Genomic DNA, 15059 nt, shown 5'->3' with positions numbered 1-15059 from the left:
ACCGCGCCGTGCGCTGCCTACCGCTCCCCCGCGCGATTCCTCCTGACGCAACGCGCGGATCCCGGTTTTGGTTCCCGCTCTGTCCACAGGCTACCCAAGACCGAATAAGCACAGGTCAGAGTCTCGGCAGCCTGTGGACAACTTGCGATCAAGCCCGACGTCCAAGCCTCAAGCCCAGCCGACGTCCAAGCCCACGAAGCGGCGACCCGCCACGAGGGCCGGGTCGACCAGGCCGCACCGGACGCCACGTTCAGAGCTGGTTGATGCGGACCAGGTTCCCGGCCGGGTCGCGGAACGAGCAGTCCCGCACCCCCCAAGGCTGGTCCTCCGGCTCCTGCAACACCTCACCCACACCGGACGACTCGACCCAAGCCCGTGCGCGGTCGAAGGTGCCCTGCAGGTCCTTCGAGGCCAGCGACAGGGCGGTGTAGACGCCCTTGGCCATCAGCACCGCGATGGTCCGGCGTTCCTCGTCGCTCACGCCGGGATCGGCGGCGGGTGGGTGCAGGACGATGCCGGTCTCCGGCTGGCCGGGTGGGCCCACGGTGATCCAGCGCATGGTGCCCTGGCCGACGTCCTGGCGGACCTCGAAGCCCAGCGCGTCGCGGAAGAAGCCCAGTGACTTCTCGGGGTCGTCTGCCGGGAGGAACGCGGCGGCGATGATGACTGACATGGCGGTCAACCTAATCGGACTGGCCGGTCGCCGCTTCTCGATTCCTGATCGGCCTCATCACGGCCTTGGCCAGGCAGTTCGGGATGCCCTGGCCGTCGGTGGCGGCGGTTTTGCGGTATTGGCTCGGGGACATGCCGACCAGTTCGGAGAAGCGGGTGCTGAAGGTGCCGAGGGAGGTGCAGCCGACCTCGAAGCAGACGTCGGTGACGGACATGTCGCCTCGGCGCAGCAACGTCATGGCCCGCTCGATGCGGCGGGTCATGAGGTAGCTGTACGGCGACTCGCCGAAGGCCGCGCGGAACGCGCGCGACAGATGGCCCGCGGACAGGTGCACGCCGCGGGCCAGCGCCGCGACGTCCAGCGGTTGCCGGTAGTCGCGGTCGATCCGGTCGCGGACCTTGCGGAGCAGCACCAACTCCTGCAGGCGCGGGTCTTGGGCGGTCACGGTGGACAGCCTAAGGCCCGCGCCTGACAGTTCTCTGACTTCAACTACTAGCAGGCACCCTGGTCGCGCCAGACGCCCCACTCACCGGTGGTGCCGGGCTCCTCGCCCGACGTCCACCACTGGGCGCGCCACTTGCGGCCCTTGTGCGACACCTCGTTGCCGCCGGTGTAGACCTTGCCCCGCTCCCACGCGGGCAGCGCGCAGGTCGGCGGCGTCGTGGTGGTCGTCGTAGTGGTGGTGGTGGTGGTCGTGGTCGAAGTGGAGGTGGAGGTCGGCGGGTTGCCGCCACCGATGCGCGGGTAGTCCGCGCTGATCGCGTACGACTGGCCGCCGAACGTGAACACGAAGTTCGACGGCGTCGAGATCGGCAGCTGGTAGCTGACGGTCACGTCGATGGAGGCGCCCGGTGCGAGCGACTGCCAGGACGGCAGCGTGAGCTCCGCCTTCTGGAAGTCACCCTTCAGGCCACCGACGTTGGGACCGCTGTGTCCCTTCGAGACGACCTTCAGGCCGAAGCCCGACTGGTCGCCCATGCTGCCCGGCGCGCTGGTGCCGTAGTCGAACGCGATCTTCGTGCCACCGGGGATGGTGACGGTGGAGCGGTTCGTGAACTTGATCTTCGGCGTGATCGGGTAGTTGTTGTCCCCCAACGCGAAGCCGTACACGTCCACGTCGACCGCCAGCGACTGGGTCTGCTGCGTCGTGGCCTTCAGGGCGCCGTAGGGCGCGGCGCCGTTGAGGCCGGTGTTGATGGTCGAGAGCAGCGTGTCGCCGATGAAGTACTCGTTCTTCGCGGAGTCGAACCTGTAGTCGCCGGCGAGCTCCCAGATCATGATGCCGCCGAGGCCCTTGTCGCGCACGTACTTGGCCTTCTCGGCCATCGACTGCTCGGTCTCGGTGGAGAGGAACACCTTCTTGTCGTTGTTCCACAGCCACGGCGACTTCAGCGTCGAGTCGTAGTACGGCGTGTACGTGCCGGTGAGGCGGTCGGTCGGGTCGTTGACCGGGTCGAGACCGTACTGGGCGCCGTAGGAACCGGTGATCTTGGCTTCCAGGTTCTTCGTGTGCCACAACGGGTTCACGCCGGACGGGACCTCGGCGCCACCGGCGGTGACGTCGTGCCAGATGTTGTCGATGCCGGCCGCGCCGTTGCCGCAGGGCGTGGTCGAGCCGACGGACGAGCCGGTGCCGGGCGGGCACTGCGACTGGTTCGGCAGCGGGGCCTTGCCCCACAGGCCGTTCGTGCCGCCGGTGACGCCCTGCCAGCCGCGCGAGTAGAACGGCACGCCGATGTTGATGCGTCCGGCCTGCATGGCGCCGCGGTAGTAGTGGTACGACCAGTCGGTGTTGAGGTAACCCATGCCCTCGTACTGCGGTGCCGTGTACACGCCACCGGCCGAGAGCTCGCCGTCCTTGCCGTCGTCGTAGAGAGCGGCGTTCGGGCCGACGAACTGGTTCCACGAACCGTGCAGGTCGTAGCTCATGACGTTCAGGTAGTCGAGGTACTTGACGACCTGGTACGCCTCCTGGCCGCGCAGCAGCCAGCCGGAGGCGGGCACGGCGGCGGTCAGCATGTAGTGCTTGCCGTCGGCGGCACCTGCGCGGTCGAGCTTCTCGCGCAGCGTCTTCATGATCGCCTGGTAGCCGGCCCACAGCGTGCCGCGGTTGGCGTTGGAGATCCAGAAGTCGTCGGGGTTGCCGGCGTGGTTGTTCGACGTCGCGTACTCGTAGTCGATGTCAGCGCCGTTGAAGCCGTACTTGCGCAGGAACTCGACGGTGCTGTCGGCGAACGTGTCGATCGCGGCCTGGTTCTGGCCGAGCTTGTAGAAGCCGCCCGACGCGTTGCGCGAGCCGTCGGCATTGAAGAAGCCGCCGGTCTCCGCCCAGCCGCCGACCGAGATCAGCGTCTTGACGTTCGGGTTGGCCTTCTTGAACTTCGTGAGCTGGTTGAAGTGCCCCTTGTAGGGCAGCGACGGGTCCATCTCGGCGCCGGCGACACCCGGCCACTCCATGCCGATGGACGAGTTGTTCGCGTCGTTCGCGCCGACCGAGATCTTGTTCTGGGCGTCGATGTGCGCGAACGCGTAGTTCAGGTGCGTGACCTTGTTCCACGGGATGTCCTTGGCGAGGTACCCGGGCTGACCGTTCTTGCCGGTGCGCCAGCTGGTGAAGTACCCGATGACGCGTCTGGACTTGTCACCCATGGTCTCGCGGCCGGCGGTGTCGTAGACGGTGCAGTACGGCACCTCGACACCCGGCGTCTTGTACAGCCCGTCCGGCCGGCAGTCCTCGTGGGCTGCGGCTGCGGTCGGTGCGTTGGTCACGGCTATCACGGTCCCGGCTAGCAGAGCTAGCACCGGGACCACTCTGGCGAGCAGTCGCAAGGGAAGGACCTCCTGGCTAGGGCGGCGGCCACTGCCGGGAACCGTAAAATGGTCCAGACCTTTGCGTCAATAGACGATCACTGACAAAGGGTGTCAGTGAATCGGTTTAGCGTCATTTCCATGAGTGAGAACGATTTCAACTTCCTCCACGGCCGGTGGCGGGTGGCCAACCGCAAGCTCGCCGACATCGTCGGCCGCGGCACCGAGTGGGTCGAGTTCGACGCGGAGGCCGAGGCGAGACCGCTGCTGGGCGGCGCGGCGATCATCGACAGCTTCTTCGCCGACGGCTGGGAGGGCATGACCCTGCGCCAGTACGACCCCGCCGACGACGTCTGGCGCATCTGGTGGGCCTCCACCCGTGCTCCCGGCAAGCTCGACCCTCCGCTGGAGGGCCGGTTCAGCGGCGGGCACGGGGTGTTCTTCGGCGACGACGTCGTCGGCGGGCACGCGGTGAAGGTCCGGTTCGACTGGACACCCGGCGACGAACCGGTGTGGCAGCAGCAGTTCTCCTACGACGGCGGCGAGAACTGGGAGACGAACTGGATCATGCGCTTCACGCGCGCCTGATCGGTTCAGTGGCGGTGGTGCTGGTGGACGACCGCGTGGCCCTTGCCGCGCGCGATCATCCACCGGTTCACCGGCACCGTCACCACGAACGCGACGGCGAGCGAGAACACCAGCGCCGCCCAGAACACCCAGTTCGCGAGGCCCGAGTCCATCGCGCCGGGCACGAGCAGCATCACCGCGTTGTCGACGACCTCCATCACCGCGATCGACACGGTGTCCGCCGTCAGCGCGACACCGAGCGCCGCCTTGAACGCGAGACCCGAACGCAGCACCGGGCGGATCGTCAGCGAGTAGCCGAACACGAAGGCGAGCATCACGGCCAGCACGATCGTGGCGAGGTTGCTCCAGCCCAGCGCCGTCCCGATGACCATGCCGAGCACCTCGCCGATCGCGCAGCCGGTGAGGCAGTGCAGCGTCGCGGAGATCGCCTGCCGGGTCAGACTCGCGGGAGTGTGGTGGTCCATGGCGGAGAATATACCCCTAGGGGGTACCCGTATCAAGCCTCGGCGCCGTAGGGTGGCGCCCATGACGAAGCGCAAGCTCACCCAGTGGGTGTTGTTGTGCGCGCTCGTCTTCTCCGTCGTCGGGATGCACCACGTCGCAGCGGCGGAGACACCGCACGCCGCGCACACGATGTCCCACCACGAAGAACAGCCCCACGAGCACGACCTGACACACCTGTGCCTCGCGGTCCTGGTCGCCGCCGCCGTCGTGCTCCTGGGCTGGTTCCTGGTCCGGACGGCACTCCCCCGGCTCGCCGAGCCCGCGGACGAGACGCCGCCGAGCACTCCTCAACGGCCGCCACCAGGCGGAAGACAGCTCCTCACGACTCTCTGCGTGCTGCGGATCTGAGTTCGTCAGTCCACCCGGCACTGTCCACAAACGCAGAGAGAAGAAGAAACCCGTGAAGAAGTCCCTCATCGGGGCTGTCGTCGGCATGCTCGTTTTGAGCGCCTGCGGCAGTCCTTCGAACACCGCCGCCGACGTCACGTTCGCGCAGGGCATGGTCCCGCACCACGAGCAGGCGTTGGACATGGCGAAGCTCGTACCGTCCCGGAGCAGCGACGACAAGGTCCGCGACCTCGCCCAGCGCATCGAGAAGGCCCAGGGCCCGGAGATCACGCAGCTCAACGAGTGGCTCGCGCAGTGGGGCGCGAAGCAGGACCACGCGGGCCACGACGCGGCCGGGATGATGGGCCACGACGACATGGCCGCGCTGGAGAAGGCCGGCGGCGCCGAGTTCGACCGGCTCTGGCTGACCATGATGATCAAGCACCACGAGGGCGCCGTCGAGATGGCGAGGACCGAACTGGCCCAGGGCCAGGACGAGAAGGCCAAGAAGCTCGCCCAGGCGATCGTCGACGGGCAGCAGCAGGAGATCACCGAGATGAAGGGGCTCCTGGGCTAGCCGATCTGGGTCAGCCGATCTGGGTCAGCGCGAGCCCGCCGGCCATCAGCACGGCGCACGCCAGGCCGTGCACGACGGGATTGCGGACCAGGAGCGCCACGAACTCCCGCAGGAACGCGCTGGGCACGAAGTACCAGGCCGTCGGCGCGCCGATGACCTGCAACCGCAGGCCCTGCTTGCGGGAGAGCACGGCGGTGCGGAACACGTGGTAGTTGTTCGTGACCGCGACGACCCGGCCGTTGAGACCTCGTTCGGCGAGCAAAGCCTTGCTGTAGCGGAGGTTCTCCTCGGTCGTGGTCGCCTGGTCCTCCAGCACCACGTCGCCCTCGGGCACGCCGCGCTCGAACAGGTACCGGCTCATGGCGAGCGCCTCGGAGACCTGTTCGTCCGCGCCCTTGCCGCCCGTCACCACGATGACGGGCGACCGGCCGGCCTCGCGGTCGCGGTGGTAGAGCCGCATCGCGCGGTCGAGCCGGTTCGCGAGCAGCTTCGGCACCCGGTCGCCGATCAGGCCGGCGCCGAGCACGACGATGCCGTCGAACCCGTGGCGGCGGCCGGTGCGGCCGTAGATCACGGAGTACAGCAGCAGGCTCACGAACAGGAACGCGATGTACGCCGACACCAGGAACAACCCGATCGCGGAGCCGCGGATCCAGTCGTTGGGCTGGGCGATTCCCCAGAAGAAGTAGACCATCTCGCCGAACAGGGCCAGGCCCGCGAGCAACGACAACAGGTTGCCCAGCGAGCGGCCCTCGCGGCGGACCATCACCAACCCGTTGGCCAGCAACGCCAGCGGGAGCAGCAGCAGGCCCAGCACCGCCAGCCCGAACGCGAGCAGCAGCGGCAGGCTCACCACGGGGTTGTCCTGCCCGGCCTCGGCCAGCAGCAGGAGCAGCATCACCAGCGTGATGCCGAGCCAGACGGCGTTGCTGAGCCTCCGGCGGTCACGAAACACGCCGACGACGAAGAAGGTGGCGGGGATGAGGAAGAGCAGCCCGGCTAGCACCGGGCAAGGGTAGTACCGGTGATCACTCGGTGCTCTCGGCGCTCTCCGGTTCGGGCGCCGGCTTCGGCCGCGGCCTCAGCCGGACCGCGCCCGCCGTGAGGTCGAGCGGCCCGGTCTCCTCGTAGTCCTCACCCGTGCCCGCGTCCGTCGCCTCGCGGCGGACCTTGGGGCCCGGGAACAACTCGCCCAACTGTCCCATGCCCCGACACTACCCTCAGAACAGGACGACGAGCAGCAGGATCACGGCGAGCACGGCGGCGACCACGATCCACATCGAACCCTGCGGCCTGCGGTAGTGGCGGCGGACCGTCGTCGAGCCGAACCAGCTGTAGGGGCGGCTGCGGCGGTGCTGGCGAACCCAGGGCATCTCGTCCTCCTCGGAAGTGGCTGTCAGGTCGGGGATACCCCGATCTCCAACCGCCGCACTACTCCGGCCAGCCCAATCTTCGCGACCTCCTGGTCGCCGATGTCGTTGCCGTGCAGGACTTCGTGCCACGGCCCGAGCTGGTGCCAGATCAACGCCCGCTCCCGCAGCGCGGGCGTGACCCCGTAGGTCTCGGCGAGGGCGGCGGCGAACCCGGGCGGTGTGCAGTGCAGTGCCCACGCGAGGTCGATGGCCGCGTCGCCGACGTGCAGGTCGCCGAAGTCGATCACGCCGGTCAGCACGCCGTCGCGGCCCAGCACGTGCTCAGGGCCGAGGTCGCCGTGGACGAGCGTGTCGGCGGGCAGGCCGTCGAGCCGCGCCAGCAGCGCCTCACCGCCGGGTACCCGCACCTCGGCGCGGAAGCGTTCGAGCGGGAGCCGCAGCGTGCCGACGCCACGTTCGGCGGCTTCGGCGACAGGGGCCGCGTGCAGGGCGCGCAGGAACTCGCCGAGCTGACGGCCCTGGACGGCGTCGAGCGACGCCACTTCCCCGCCCGGCACCAGCTCGTGCCGCACCACCACCGGGTCCTCCGACACGACCACGGGCACCGGGACGGGCAGGGGCAGCCGGGGTGCGAGCCACGGCATGACCACCGACTCGCGCAGGAGCTGCGGCCCGATCTCCGGGCGGCGCGGCCGTCGTTCCACCCAGCGCCCGCCGACCAGGACGGCCGTGCTGTCCCAGCCTTCACCGAGATAAGTCACGCGCCCAGTGTTATCAGCAACTCCCGCGCGCCCGAAGCGACTTTCCCCTCGGCGGTCCACGAGGCTGCCGGTCTCACGGGGATGCCCAGGACCTCGTCGATCAGCTCCACCGACTCCGTGGCGCGCGGTGGTGCTGTGCACCCGGCCGGAGGACCCGCGTGCGTCTTCCCGGTCGAGCTGGAACGGACCGGGCAGAATCCGGGTGTGGCCGCCACCGTCTCCTCCAAGCTGCTGTCGCTGCTCGGCACCTTCGACAGCAGGCACCGCCGCCAGACCCTGAGCGGCATCGCACGGCGCAGCGGCTTGCCGGTCAGCACCACCCACCGGCTGCTCGCCGAACTGGCGGAATGGGGCGCGGTGCGGCGGCTCGACTCCGGGGAGTACGTCATCGGCCGGCGGATCTGGCGGCTCGGGCTGCTCGCGGCCGGAGAGGTCGACCTGAGCCGGGTCGCGGAGCCGTTCCTGCACGACATCCACGCGGCGACGCGAGCGGTGGTGCACCTGGCCGTGCGGGAGGGCACCGAGGTCCTGTACCTCGACCGGGTCTCCGGGCACGCGTCCGTGCCGATCGTGAGCACCACCGGGAGCCGGCTGCCGTTGCACGCGACCGGGGTGGGCAAGGTGTTGCTCGCGCACGCGCCCGCGGAGGTGCAGGACGAGGTGCTGACGCACGGCCTGACGCGGCTCACGGCGTTCACGGTCACCGAGCCCGGACGGATGCGAGCCCAGCTGCACCGGATCCGACGGGACGGGTACGCGCAGACGTTCGAGGAGATGACGCTCGGCGCGTGCAGCGTCGGGGTGCCGGTCGAGGTGCACGGGCACGTCGTGGCGGCGCTCGGGATCGTGGTGCCCGACCTGCGCAACGTGCGCGCCCGGCTGGTCGCGGCGCTGCAGGTGGCGGCCCGCGGCATCGCGCGGATGCTGGAGCCCGGTTTCCACCCACCGGAAGCCGGACTTGGATGATCAGGCCGCCTGCGGCTTAGATCCTGCTCGTGGCAAGCGAAAAGCGTGAGCTCCTCATCGGCGGCGACAGCGTTCCCGCGCTGGACGGCCGCACCACCGACGACCTCAACCCCTTCACCGGCGAGGTCCACGCCGTCGTGGCGGCGGCCGGGCCCGCGGACGTCGCACGGGCCGTCGACGCGGCCGAGCAGGCCTTCGCCGGATGGGCGGCCACGTCACCGTCGGTGAAGCGCGGGATCCTGCTGCGGGCCGCGGACGTGCTGGAGTCCAAAACACCCGAGGTCGTCGCCCTGATGGCCGCCGAGGTCGGCGGTGTCGGCGGATGGGCCGGGTTCAACGTCATGCTCGCGGCGAACATCCTGCGCGAGGCCGCCGCGGCGGTCACCCAGCCCGTCGGCGAGGTGCTGACGACGGAGGTTCCCGGTCAGCTGTCGCTGGCGGTGCGGGAGCCGCTCGGCGTGATCGCGGCGTTCGCGCCGTGGAACGCGCCGGTCATCCTGAGCACGCGGGCCGTGGCCGCGCCGATCGCCGCCGGGAACACCGTGGTGCTCAAGCCCAGTGAGGACGCGCCGATCGCGGCCGGGCTGTTCATCGCGGACGTGCTGCACGAGGCCGGGTTGCCTGCGGGCGTGCTCAACGTCGTCACGAACGCCCCCGAGGACGCGGCGGCGGTGGCCGAGGCGCTGATCACCGACTCCCGCGTGCGGGCCGTGAACTTCACCGGGTCCACCGAGGTCGGCCGGATCGTCGGAACCCTTGCGGCACAACACCTCAAGCCCGCCGTGCTGGAGCTCGGCGGCAAGAACTCGTTGCTGGTGCTCGACGACGCCGACCTCGACCACGCGGTCGACGCGGCGACGTTCGGCGCCTTCCACAACGCGGGCCAGATCTGCATGTCGACGGACCGCATCCTGGTGCACCGGTCCGTGGCCGAGGAGTTCACCGCGAAGCTCGCCGCCAAGGTCGGTTCGCTGCCGCACGGCGACCCCTCCGACACCGGCACCGTGATCGGCCCGGTGATCAACCCCCGGTCGGCCGCACGGGTCGCCGCGCTGGTGGAGGACGCGGTCGCGAACGGCGCCACCGTGCGGGCGGGCGGCGACGGCGGCGCGACCGTGCTCGACGGCGTCACGCCGCAGATGCGCGTGTTCCAGGAGGAGATCTTCGGCCCGGCCGTCGTCGTCGTGCCCGTCGCGGACGACGACGAGGCCGTGGCCATCGCGAACGACACCGAGCACGGCCTCACCGCGGGCATCCTCACCGAGGACTCACGGCGCGGACTCGGCCTGGCGCACCGCATCCGCACCGGCATCGTGCACGTCGGCAACCAGACGGTCGACGACGAGCCGCAGGCGCCGTTCGGTGGCGTGAAGTCGAGCGGCTACGGCAGGTTCGGTGGCCGCTGGGGCATCGAGGCGTTCTCCGTGACCCGCTGGGTGACGATCGCCAGCGAGCACGGGCACTTCCCCTTCTAGACGCTCCTAGAGGCCTGCTTCGTGGGCGACGATGGCCGCCTGGACGCGGTTCTCCGCGCCCAGGCGGCTCAGGATCGCGCTCACGTGCCCCTTCACCGTGCCCTCGACCAGGTCGAGGCGCCGGGCGATCTGCGCGTTCGACAGGCCCTGGCCCAGCAACGCGAGCACGTCGCGTTCCCGCGCGGTCAGCGACTCGACCCGCGACCGCGCCTGCCCGACCCGCCCGCCGCGGAACCGCGTGATCATCCGGGCCGCCACCTTCGGCGCCAGGTACGCGCCACCGGACGCCAGCGCGTGCACGCCCGCGACCAGTTCGCGCGGATCCCCCGACTTCAGCAGGAACCCGCGCGCGCCACCGTCGAGCGCGCGTTCCAGGTAGCCGTCGTCGTTGAACGTCGTCAGCATCGCGACACCGAACCCGAGCTTCGCCAGCTCGCGCGCCGCCTCCAGCCCGTCGAGGCGCGGCATCCGGATGTCCATCAGCACGACGTCGGGCCGGTGCTTCAACGCGAGGTCGATCGCCTCGCGCCCGTCGGCCGCCTCCGCGACGACCTCGAGTCCGGGATCGGAGCCGAGGATGGCGCGCACCCCGGCCCGCACCAGCACCTCGTCGTCCGCGAGCAGTACCCGGATCACAGCTCCCCCGTGTGCGGCACCGTCGCGACCAGCTCGAACCGGCCCTCGCCGCGGCCGACCCGGAGCGTACCGCCCGCGATCCGCACCCGTTCCCGCAACGCGACCAGGCCCAGCCGGCTGCCCGCGCCCCGGCGCGGCCCCGCCTCGTTGCCGACCTCGACCACGGTGCTGCCCTGCGCCGACGTCACCCTCACCTCCACCGCGGACCTGGGCGCGTGCTTGGCCGCGTTCGTCAGCGCCTCCTGCACCACCCGGTGCACGGTGCGCTCCACAGTGGACGGGATGTCACCCTCCACTGTGAACTCCACGCTCATCCCGGCGGCGACCGCGCGGTCCACCAGGTCCCGCAGGTCGGTCACCGCGGGCGGTTCGCCGTCGCGCAGCAGGAACACCAGCGCGGACAGCCGTTCCGTGGCGTCCGAGGCCGTCATCCTGAGCCGGGCCGCGGCGGCCTGGTGCTCGGGTGGCAGGGTCATCTCCAGCGCGCCCGCCTGCAACGCGAGCAGGCTCAGCTCGTGGCCGAGCATGTCGTGCACCTCGTGCGCGATCCGGGTGCGTTCCCGCAGGTGAGCGGCCTCGACCTCGGCCGCGGCCAACGCGGCCTGCTGCCCGGCGGCCCGCCCGAGGAACCACGGCAGCGCCACCGCCAGGCCGACGACGACCAGCTGTGTGAGCCCGATGAGGCCCGCGGCGAACAGGATCGCGGGCCAGCCGGGCGCCCTCCGCCGGCCGAGCAGGAAGGCGGCGACGAACAGCCCGGCGCACACTCCGACCGTCCACGGCGGCACGTTCCTGTCCATGAGGAACGACATGCCCAACGCCGTCGCCACGCAGCCCGCGAGCGCCACGACCCTCAACGCACCCACCTCACGACCGCCAGACTCGTGTTCATCGCACTGGACACGCCCAACCACACCACAAGAGGCAGCGAGTAGTGCGCCAGTTGGAAGAAAGTGATGTCGCGCCCACCGCCGTACAGCAGCCCCAGCAACGTCGGCGCCGCCAGCAGCACGCCCAGCGGCACGAACCTGAACACCTGCCACGCCTTGTGGAACCTCCTCGGCCGCCGCAACGCACGGATCCCCAGTCCGACTGACAGGAGCGTGAGCCCGGCGAGCACCAGGTCGATCAGCAGCCGGTAGGACTCCGGCTCCTCGGGTTCGGTGCCGTCGAGGATCGCGGCGATCCCGTTCTCGAGCAGGTACGTGCCCTCGTTGCCGAGCGTGAACCCGCTGTTGGACATGACCGCGATGCCGTACCCGGACGCCGTCAGCAGCTGACCGGCCGTGCCCGTGAACCAGATCCCGTTGTGCCGCAACCGTCCCTGCTGGTCGGCCTTCCAGCCCATCCCGTCCCGCGGCTGGAGTCTCGGCTGCGCGGCAAGCCACTTGGCCATGTCGGCGCCGGTCGTGATCACCCCGTCGGAACCGGTGACGAACCGGTCGGGCTCGGTCAGCGGCACCGAGAACCCGTAGGCGTAGCCGTACCCCTTGCGGTAGTCGGACGGCAGGTCCCTTGGCGTCACGTCGATCGCCACGGTGTCCTTCATGTCGAGCGGCTCGAACACGTGCTTCTTCAGGTAGGCGTTGAAGTTCTCGCCCGAAGCTTGCTCGACCAGCCGGGCGAGCAGGTGGTAGTTGGTGTTGGTGTAGCGGAACGTCTCGTCGGGCACGGCTGCCTTCAAAGCCTCGCGAGCCCGTTCCACCGCTCCTTCGGGGTTTTCGGGCTGCTTCAGGCTCTTCTCCGGCAACGTCCGGTCGCTGATCCCGGACGTGTGCGCGAGCAGCTGCCGCGGCGTGACGCGCGAGTCGAACACCGGCCGGTCGAGGTCGATCTTCCCGGCGTCCGCGAGCTGCCGGACCGCGAGGGCGGTGAACGACTTGCTGACCGACGCGATCGTCATCTTCGAGTGTTCGGTGATCGGCGCGCCGGACGAGTCGTGGCCGAAGCCCCGCACCGCGATCACCTGGTCCCCCTTGGTGATCGCGACCGCGACGCCGGGCAGCGACGCCTCCCCCATGTACGTGGACACCAGCAGCGTGAGTGCTGCCCCCCAGATCATCATGGGACTGAAGTTAGGGATCGGCGGGCGGGGAGACCCGACCTGAAAGACAGGGCGGACCCCCGACGAAAGTCAGGGGTCCGCCCGGCGAGAGAACTCGGTGATCAGTGACCTGCGGCCATCTCCGCCGCCAGCCGGTCGTCACCGCTCGTCTCCTTGAGCGGCTTCTCCTTGATGAACAGCACCGCGAGCAGTGCCAGCACCGCGAACGGCGCGCCCACCAGGAAGATCTCCGCGGTCGCCGTCGCGTAGATGTCGGCGATCACGGCCCTGAGCTCCGGCGGCAGCACCGAGAGGTCCGGCACCTGGTGGCCGGCCGCGTCGCCGCCCATCGCGCCGAACTTCTCGGCCGCGAGGGACGAGACCTTGTTGGCCAGCACCGCGCCCAGCGCCGAGACGCCGATCGCGCCGCCCAGCGAGCGGAAGAACGTGAGAGTGGACGTGGTGGCGCCCAGGTCGCGCGCCGGCACGTCGTTCTGCGCGGCGAGGACCAGGTTCTGCATCATCAGGCCGACGCCGACGCCGAGCACGAACATGTGCACGGACACCATGAACACCGTCGTCGTGGCGGTGATCGTGGACAGCAGCAGCATGCCGCCGACCATGAACACGCCACCGGCGACGAGGAACGCCTTCCACTTGCCGAACTTCGTGATCAGCTGACCGGCCACGGTGGACGAGACCAGGAGGCCGAAGATCAGCGGCAGGCCCAGCAGGCCGGCCTGGGTCGGCGTCTTGCCGAGCGAGAGCTGGAAGTACTGCGACAGGAACACCGTGCCACCGAACATCGCGATGCCGACCAGGGCGCTGGCGACGGTCGCCAGCGACACGGTGCGGTTGCGGAAGATCGACAGCGGCACGATCGGGTCGTGCGCCTTCGCCTCGACGCGGACGGCGGCCACGAGCAGCAGCACGCCCAGCGACACCAGACCCGCGGTCCAGCCGGACGCCCACTCGAACTTCTGGCCGGCGAGCGAGGACCAGATCAGCAGCGTCGAGACACCGGACACGATCAGGAACGCGCCCAGGTAGTCGATCTTCGTCTCCTCCTTGCGCACGACCGGGAGGTGCAGGGTGCGCTGGAGCATGTAGATCGCGGCGAGGGTGAACGGGATGCCGATGAAGAAGCACCAGCGCCAGCCGAGCCACGACGTGTCGACGAGGACGCCGCCGATCAGCGGGCCCGCGACGGTGCCGACGCCGAAGACCGCGCCGAACATGCCGGAGTACTTGCCGAGCTCACGCGGCGGGATCATCGCGGCCATCACGATCGTCGCCAGCGCCGTGACGCCACCGGCGCCGAGGCCCTGCACGACGCGGCTGACGATGAGCATCTCGACGTTCTGCGAGAAGCCCGCGATCAGCGAGCCCGCGACGAACAGGCCGAGCGACGCCTGGATCAGCAGCTTGCGGCTGTAGAGGTCGGCGAGCTTGCCCCACAACGGCACGGTCGCGGTCATGGCGAGCAGCTCGGCCGTCACGATCCACGCGAAGATCGACTGCGAACCCTTCAGGTCGGCGACGATCCTCGGCAACGCGTTCGACACGATCGTGCTGGCCAGGATGGACACGAACATGCCCATCATCAGGCCCCACAGCGCCTGGACGACGTCGCGTCTGCTGTGGACTGGTGTCACTTCTGCCTCGGTGCTCATGATCCCCCTTCGTGACTACTTGGTGCGTGAGCCAGCCCGGTGCCGAACAGCCCGAGCGCCTCGCTGACGAGCTCACCCAGCGCGACGCTGTCGTCGAGTGCCCAACGCGTTACGGCACAACGGAACGCGGCACTTCCTGCGGCGACGAGCAGGCGTGGGTAGAGGTGGGACTCGGGCAGCCCTGCCCGCTGTCCCACCGCGTTCGCGAGCAGCTGCTCGGACTCCGCGCTGTTCGCGAAGGCCCGGACCAGCAGGTCCGGCCGCTGCATGAGGACTTCCTTGCGCAGCAGCCACAGGTCGCGGGCGTTGTTCAGCTCATCGGTGATCTCCGCGAGCACCGACCGCCGGTACGCCTCGAACGGCGTCACGGCGTCGGGGAAGGCGAGGATCCGCTCGGCCATGCGCGGGCCCGCCTCGGGGTCCGCGCCGATGAGCGCCTCGTCCTTGCTCGCGAAGTAGTTGAAGAACGTGCGCACCGACACGTCGGCCTCGGCGGCGATCTCGTCCACGGTGACGTGGTCGTAGCCGCGTTCGGCGGCGAGACGCACGGTCGCCCGTTCGAGTGCGGCCCGCGTCTGGCGCTTCTTGCGGTCGCGCAGGCTCTCCCCCGGCTGGTTCACGAGGCAAGAGTACCGGATCGTTTTGCAGTCACTG

18 protein-coding genes are annotated in these 15059 nt (G+C 69.8%); 5 read left to right on the top strand and 13 right to left on the bottom strand.

Features of this window, described 5'->3' with window-relative positions:
* Positions 1–250: 250 nt before the first annotated feature.
* Genes IEY88_RS02380 through IEY88_RS02370 form a run of 3 tightly spaced genes read right to left on the bottom strand, consistent with a single transcriptional unit; the run spans position 251 to position 3451 of the window.
* Positions 251–673, bottom strand: a complete 423-nt coding sequence (locus IEY88_RS02380) for a VOC family protein (protein WP_189152874.1) — start codon at positions 671–673, stop codon at positions 251–253.
* A gap of 10 nt (positions 674–683) precedes the next feature.
* On the bottom strand, positions 684–1118 hold the full coding sequence (locus tag IEY88_RS02375) for a helix-turn-helix transcriptional regulator (protein ID WP_373294007.1): 435 nt from the start codon (positions 1116–1118) through the stop codon (positions 684–686).
* Between the two features lie 47 nt (positions 1119–1165).
* On the bottom strand, positions 1166–3451 hold the full coding sequence (locus tag IEY88_RS02370) for a glycosyl hydrolase family 18 protein (protein WP_373294026.1): 2286 nt from the start codon (positions 3449–3451) through the stop codon (positions 1166–1168).
* A gap of 171 nt (positions 3452–3622) precedes the next feature.
* On the opposite strand from IEY88_RS02370, the gene IEY88_RS02365 reads away from it, so the two are divergent.
* Positions 3623–4069: a hypothetical protein gene (locus tag IEY88_RS02365; RefSeq protein WP_189152873.1), complete on the top strand. Its 447-nt coding sequence runs from the start codon at positions 3623–3625 to the stop codon at positions 4067–4069.
* 5 nt (positions 4070–4074) lie between these two features.
* Here the strand turns inward: IEY88_RS02365 and IEY88_RS02360 are convergent, their stop codons facing one another.
* On the bottom strand, positions 4075–4533 hold the full coding sequence (locus tag IEY88_RS02360) for a DUF4396 domain-containing protein (protein WP_189152872.1): 459 nt from the start codon (positions 4531–4533) through the stop codon (positions 4075–4077).
* 61 nt (positions 4534–4594) lie between these two features.
* On the opposite strand from IEY88_RS02360, the gene IEY88_RS02355 reads away from it, so the two are divergent.
* Positions 4595–4921 carry a hypothetical protein gene (locus tag IEY88_RS02355; RefSeq protein ID WP_229693016.1) on the top strand — a complete coding sequence of 109 codons (327 nt, stop codon included), beginning with the start codon at positions 4595–4597 and terminating at the stop codon, positions 4919–4921.
* 52 nt (positions 4922–4973) lie between these two features.
* Positions 4974–5477: a DUF305 domain-containing protein gene (locus IEY88_RS02350; protein WP_373294006.1), complete on the top strand. Its 504-nt coding sequence runs from the start codon at positions 4974–4976 to the stop codon at positions 5475–5477.
* A gap of 10 nt (positions 5478–5487) precedes the next feature.
* Here the strand turns inward: IEY88_RS02350 and IEY88_RS02345 are convergent, their stop codons facing one another.
* From IEY88_RS02345 to IEY88_RS02330, 4 genes are read right to left on the bottom strand one after another with little or no spacing between them, the layout of a single operon-like run.
* Entirely contained in the window at positions 5488–6483 is a 996-nt protein-coding gene (locus IEY88_RS02345; protein WP_189152871.1) for a YdcF family protein, read from the bottom strand.
* Positions 6484–6505: 22 nt separating this feature from the next.
* A complete protein-coding gene (locus IEY88_RS02340; RefSeq protein WP_189152870.1) occupies positions 6506–6682 on the bottom strand; it encodes a hypothetical protein in 177 nt (58 codons plus the stop codon).
* 15 nt (positions 6683–6697) lie between these two features.
* Positions 6698–6850 (bottom strand): hypothetical protein, encoded by a 153-nt coding sequence (locus IEY88_RS02335; protein WP_170176115.1) that lies wholly within the window; start codon positions 6848–6850, stop codon positions 6698–6700.
* Positions 6851–6873: 23 nt separating this feature from the next.
* Positions 6874–7611, bottom strand: coding sequence for a phosphotransferase (locus tag IEY88_RS02330; protein ID WP_189152869.1), 738 nt, complete (start codon positions 7609–7611; stop codon positions 6874–6876).
* An 81-nt stretch (positions 7612–7692) separates the two neighbouring features.
* Between IEY88_RS02330 and IEY88_RS02325 the strand changes: the two genes are divergently transcribed.
* Complete coding sequence (locus IEY88_RS02325; protein ID WP_189152868.1) at positions 7693–8577, top strand: IclR family transcriptional regulator; 885 nt, start codon at positions 7693–7695, stop codon at positions 8575–8577.
* Positions 8578–8606: 29 nt separating this feature from the next.
* Positions 8607–10052, top strand: coding sequence for an aldehyde dehydrogenase family protein (locus IEY88_RS02320; RefSeq protein ID WP_189152867.1), 1446 nt, complete (start codon positions 8607–8609; stop codon positions 10050–10052).
* A 6-nt stretch (positions 10053–10058) separates the two neighbouring features.
* Here IEY88_RS02320 and IEY88_RS02315 read toward each other — a convergent pair whose 3' ends face one another.
* From IEY88_RS02315 to IEY88_RS02295, 5 genes are all read right to left on the bottom strand, one after another.
* On the bottom strand, positions 10059–10688 hold the full coding sequence (locus IEY88_RS02315; protein ID WP_189152866.1) for a response regulator: 630 nt from the start codon (positions 10686–10688) through the stop codon (positions 10059–10061).
* Positions 10685–11536 (bottom strand): sensor histidine kinase, encoded by an 852-nt coding sequence (locus tag IEY88_RS02310; protein ID WP_229693119.1) that lies wholly within the window; start codon positions 11534–11536, stop codon positions 10685–10687. The genes IEY88_RS02315 and IEY88_RS02310 overlap by 4 nt, the downstream gene beginning before the upstream one ends.
* Before the next feature lie 5 nt (positions 11537–11541).
* Positions 11542–12753 (bottom strand): serine hydrolase domain-containing protein, encoded by a 1212-nt coding sequence (locus IEY88_RS02305; protein ID WP_189152865.1) that lies wholly within the window; start codon positions 12751–12753, stop codon positions 11542–11544.
* A 101-nt stretch (positions 12754–12854) separates the two neighbouring features.
* Positions 12855–14405: an MDR family MFS transporter gene (locus IEY88_RS02300; RefSeq protein ID WP_189152864.1), complete on the bottom strand. Its 1551-nt coding sequence runs from the start codon at positions 14403–14405 to the stop codon at positions 12855–12857.
* Positions 14402–15025 (bottom strand): TetR/AcrR family transcriptional regulator, encoded by a 624-nt coding sequence (locus IEY88_RS02295; protein WP_189152863.1) that lies wholly within the window; start codon positions 15023–15025, stop codon positions 14402–14404. The genes IEY88_RS02300 and IEY88_RS02295 overlap by 4 nt, the downstream gene beginning before the upstream one ends.
* Between the last annotated feature and the right edge of the window lie 34 nt (positions 15026–15059).

The sequence above is a fragment of the Lentzea pudingi genome, assembly GCF_014646255.1.
Taxonomy (GTDB): domain Bacteria; phylum Actinomycetota; class Actinomycetes; order Mycobacteriales; family Pseudonocardiaceae; genus Lentzea; species Lentzea pudingi.
The sequence above is the reverse complement of the archived record's forward strand: the minus strand, read 5'-3'. Positions and strand labels throughout refer to the sequence as shown.

Coding starts and splice junctions, on each gene's coding strand:
- IEY88_RS02380 (WP_189152874.1), bottom strand. CDS start 673: ATGTCAGTCATCATCGCCGCCGCGTTCCTCCCGGCAGACGACCCCGAG.
- IEY88_RS02365 (WP_189152873.1), top strand. CDS start 3,623: ATGAGTGAGAACGATTTCAACTTCCTCCACGGCCGGTGGCGGGTGGCC.
- IEY88_RS02360 (WP_189152872.1), bottom strand. CDS start 4,533: ATGGACCACCACACTCCCGCGAGTCTGACCCGGCAGGCGATCTCCGCG.
- IEY88_RS02355 (WP_229693016.1), top strand. CDS start 4,595: ATGACGAAGCGCAAGCTCACCCAGTGGGTGTTGTTGTGCGCGCTCGTC.
- IEY88_RS02340 (WP_189152870.1), bottom strand. CDS start 6,682: ATGGGACAGTTGGGCGAGTTGTTCCCGGGCCCCAAGGTCCGCCGCGAG.
- IEY88_RS02335 (WP_170176115.1), bottom strand. CDS start 6,850: ATGCCCTGGGTTCGCCAGCACCGCCGCAGCCGCCCCTACAGCTGGTTC.
- IEY88_RS02325 (WP_189152868.1), top strand. CDS start 7,693: ATGCCCAGGACCTCGTCGATCAGCTCCACCGACTCCGTGGCGCGCGGT.
- IEY88_RS02305 (WP_189152865.1), bottom strand. CDS start 12,753: ATGATGATCTGGGGGGCAGCACTCACGCTGCTGGTGTCCACGTACATG.
- IEY88_RS02300 (WP_189152864.1), bottom strand. CDS start 14,405: ATGAGCACCGAGGCAGAAGTGACACCAGTCCACAGCAGACGCGACGTC.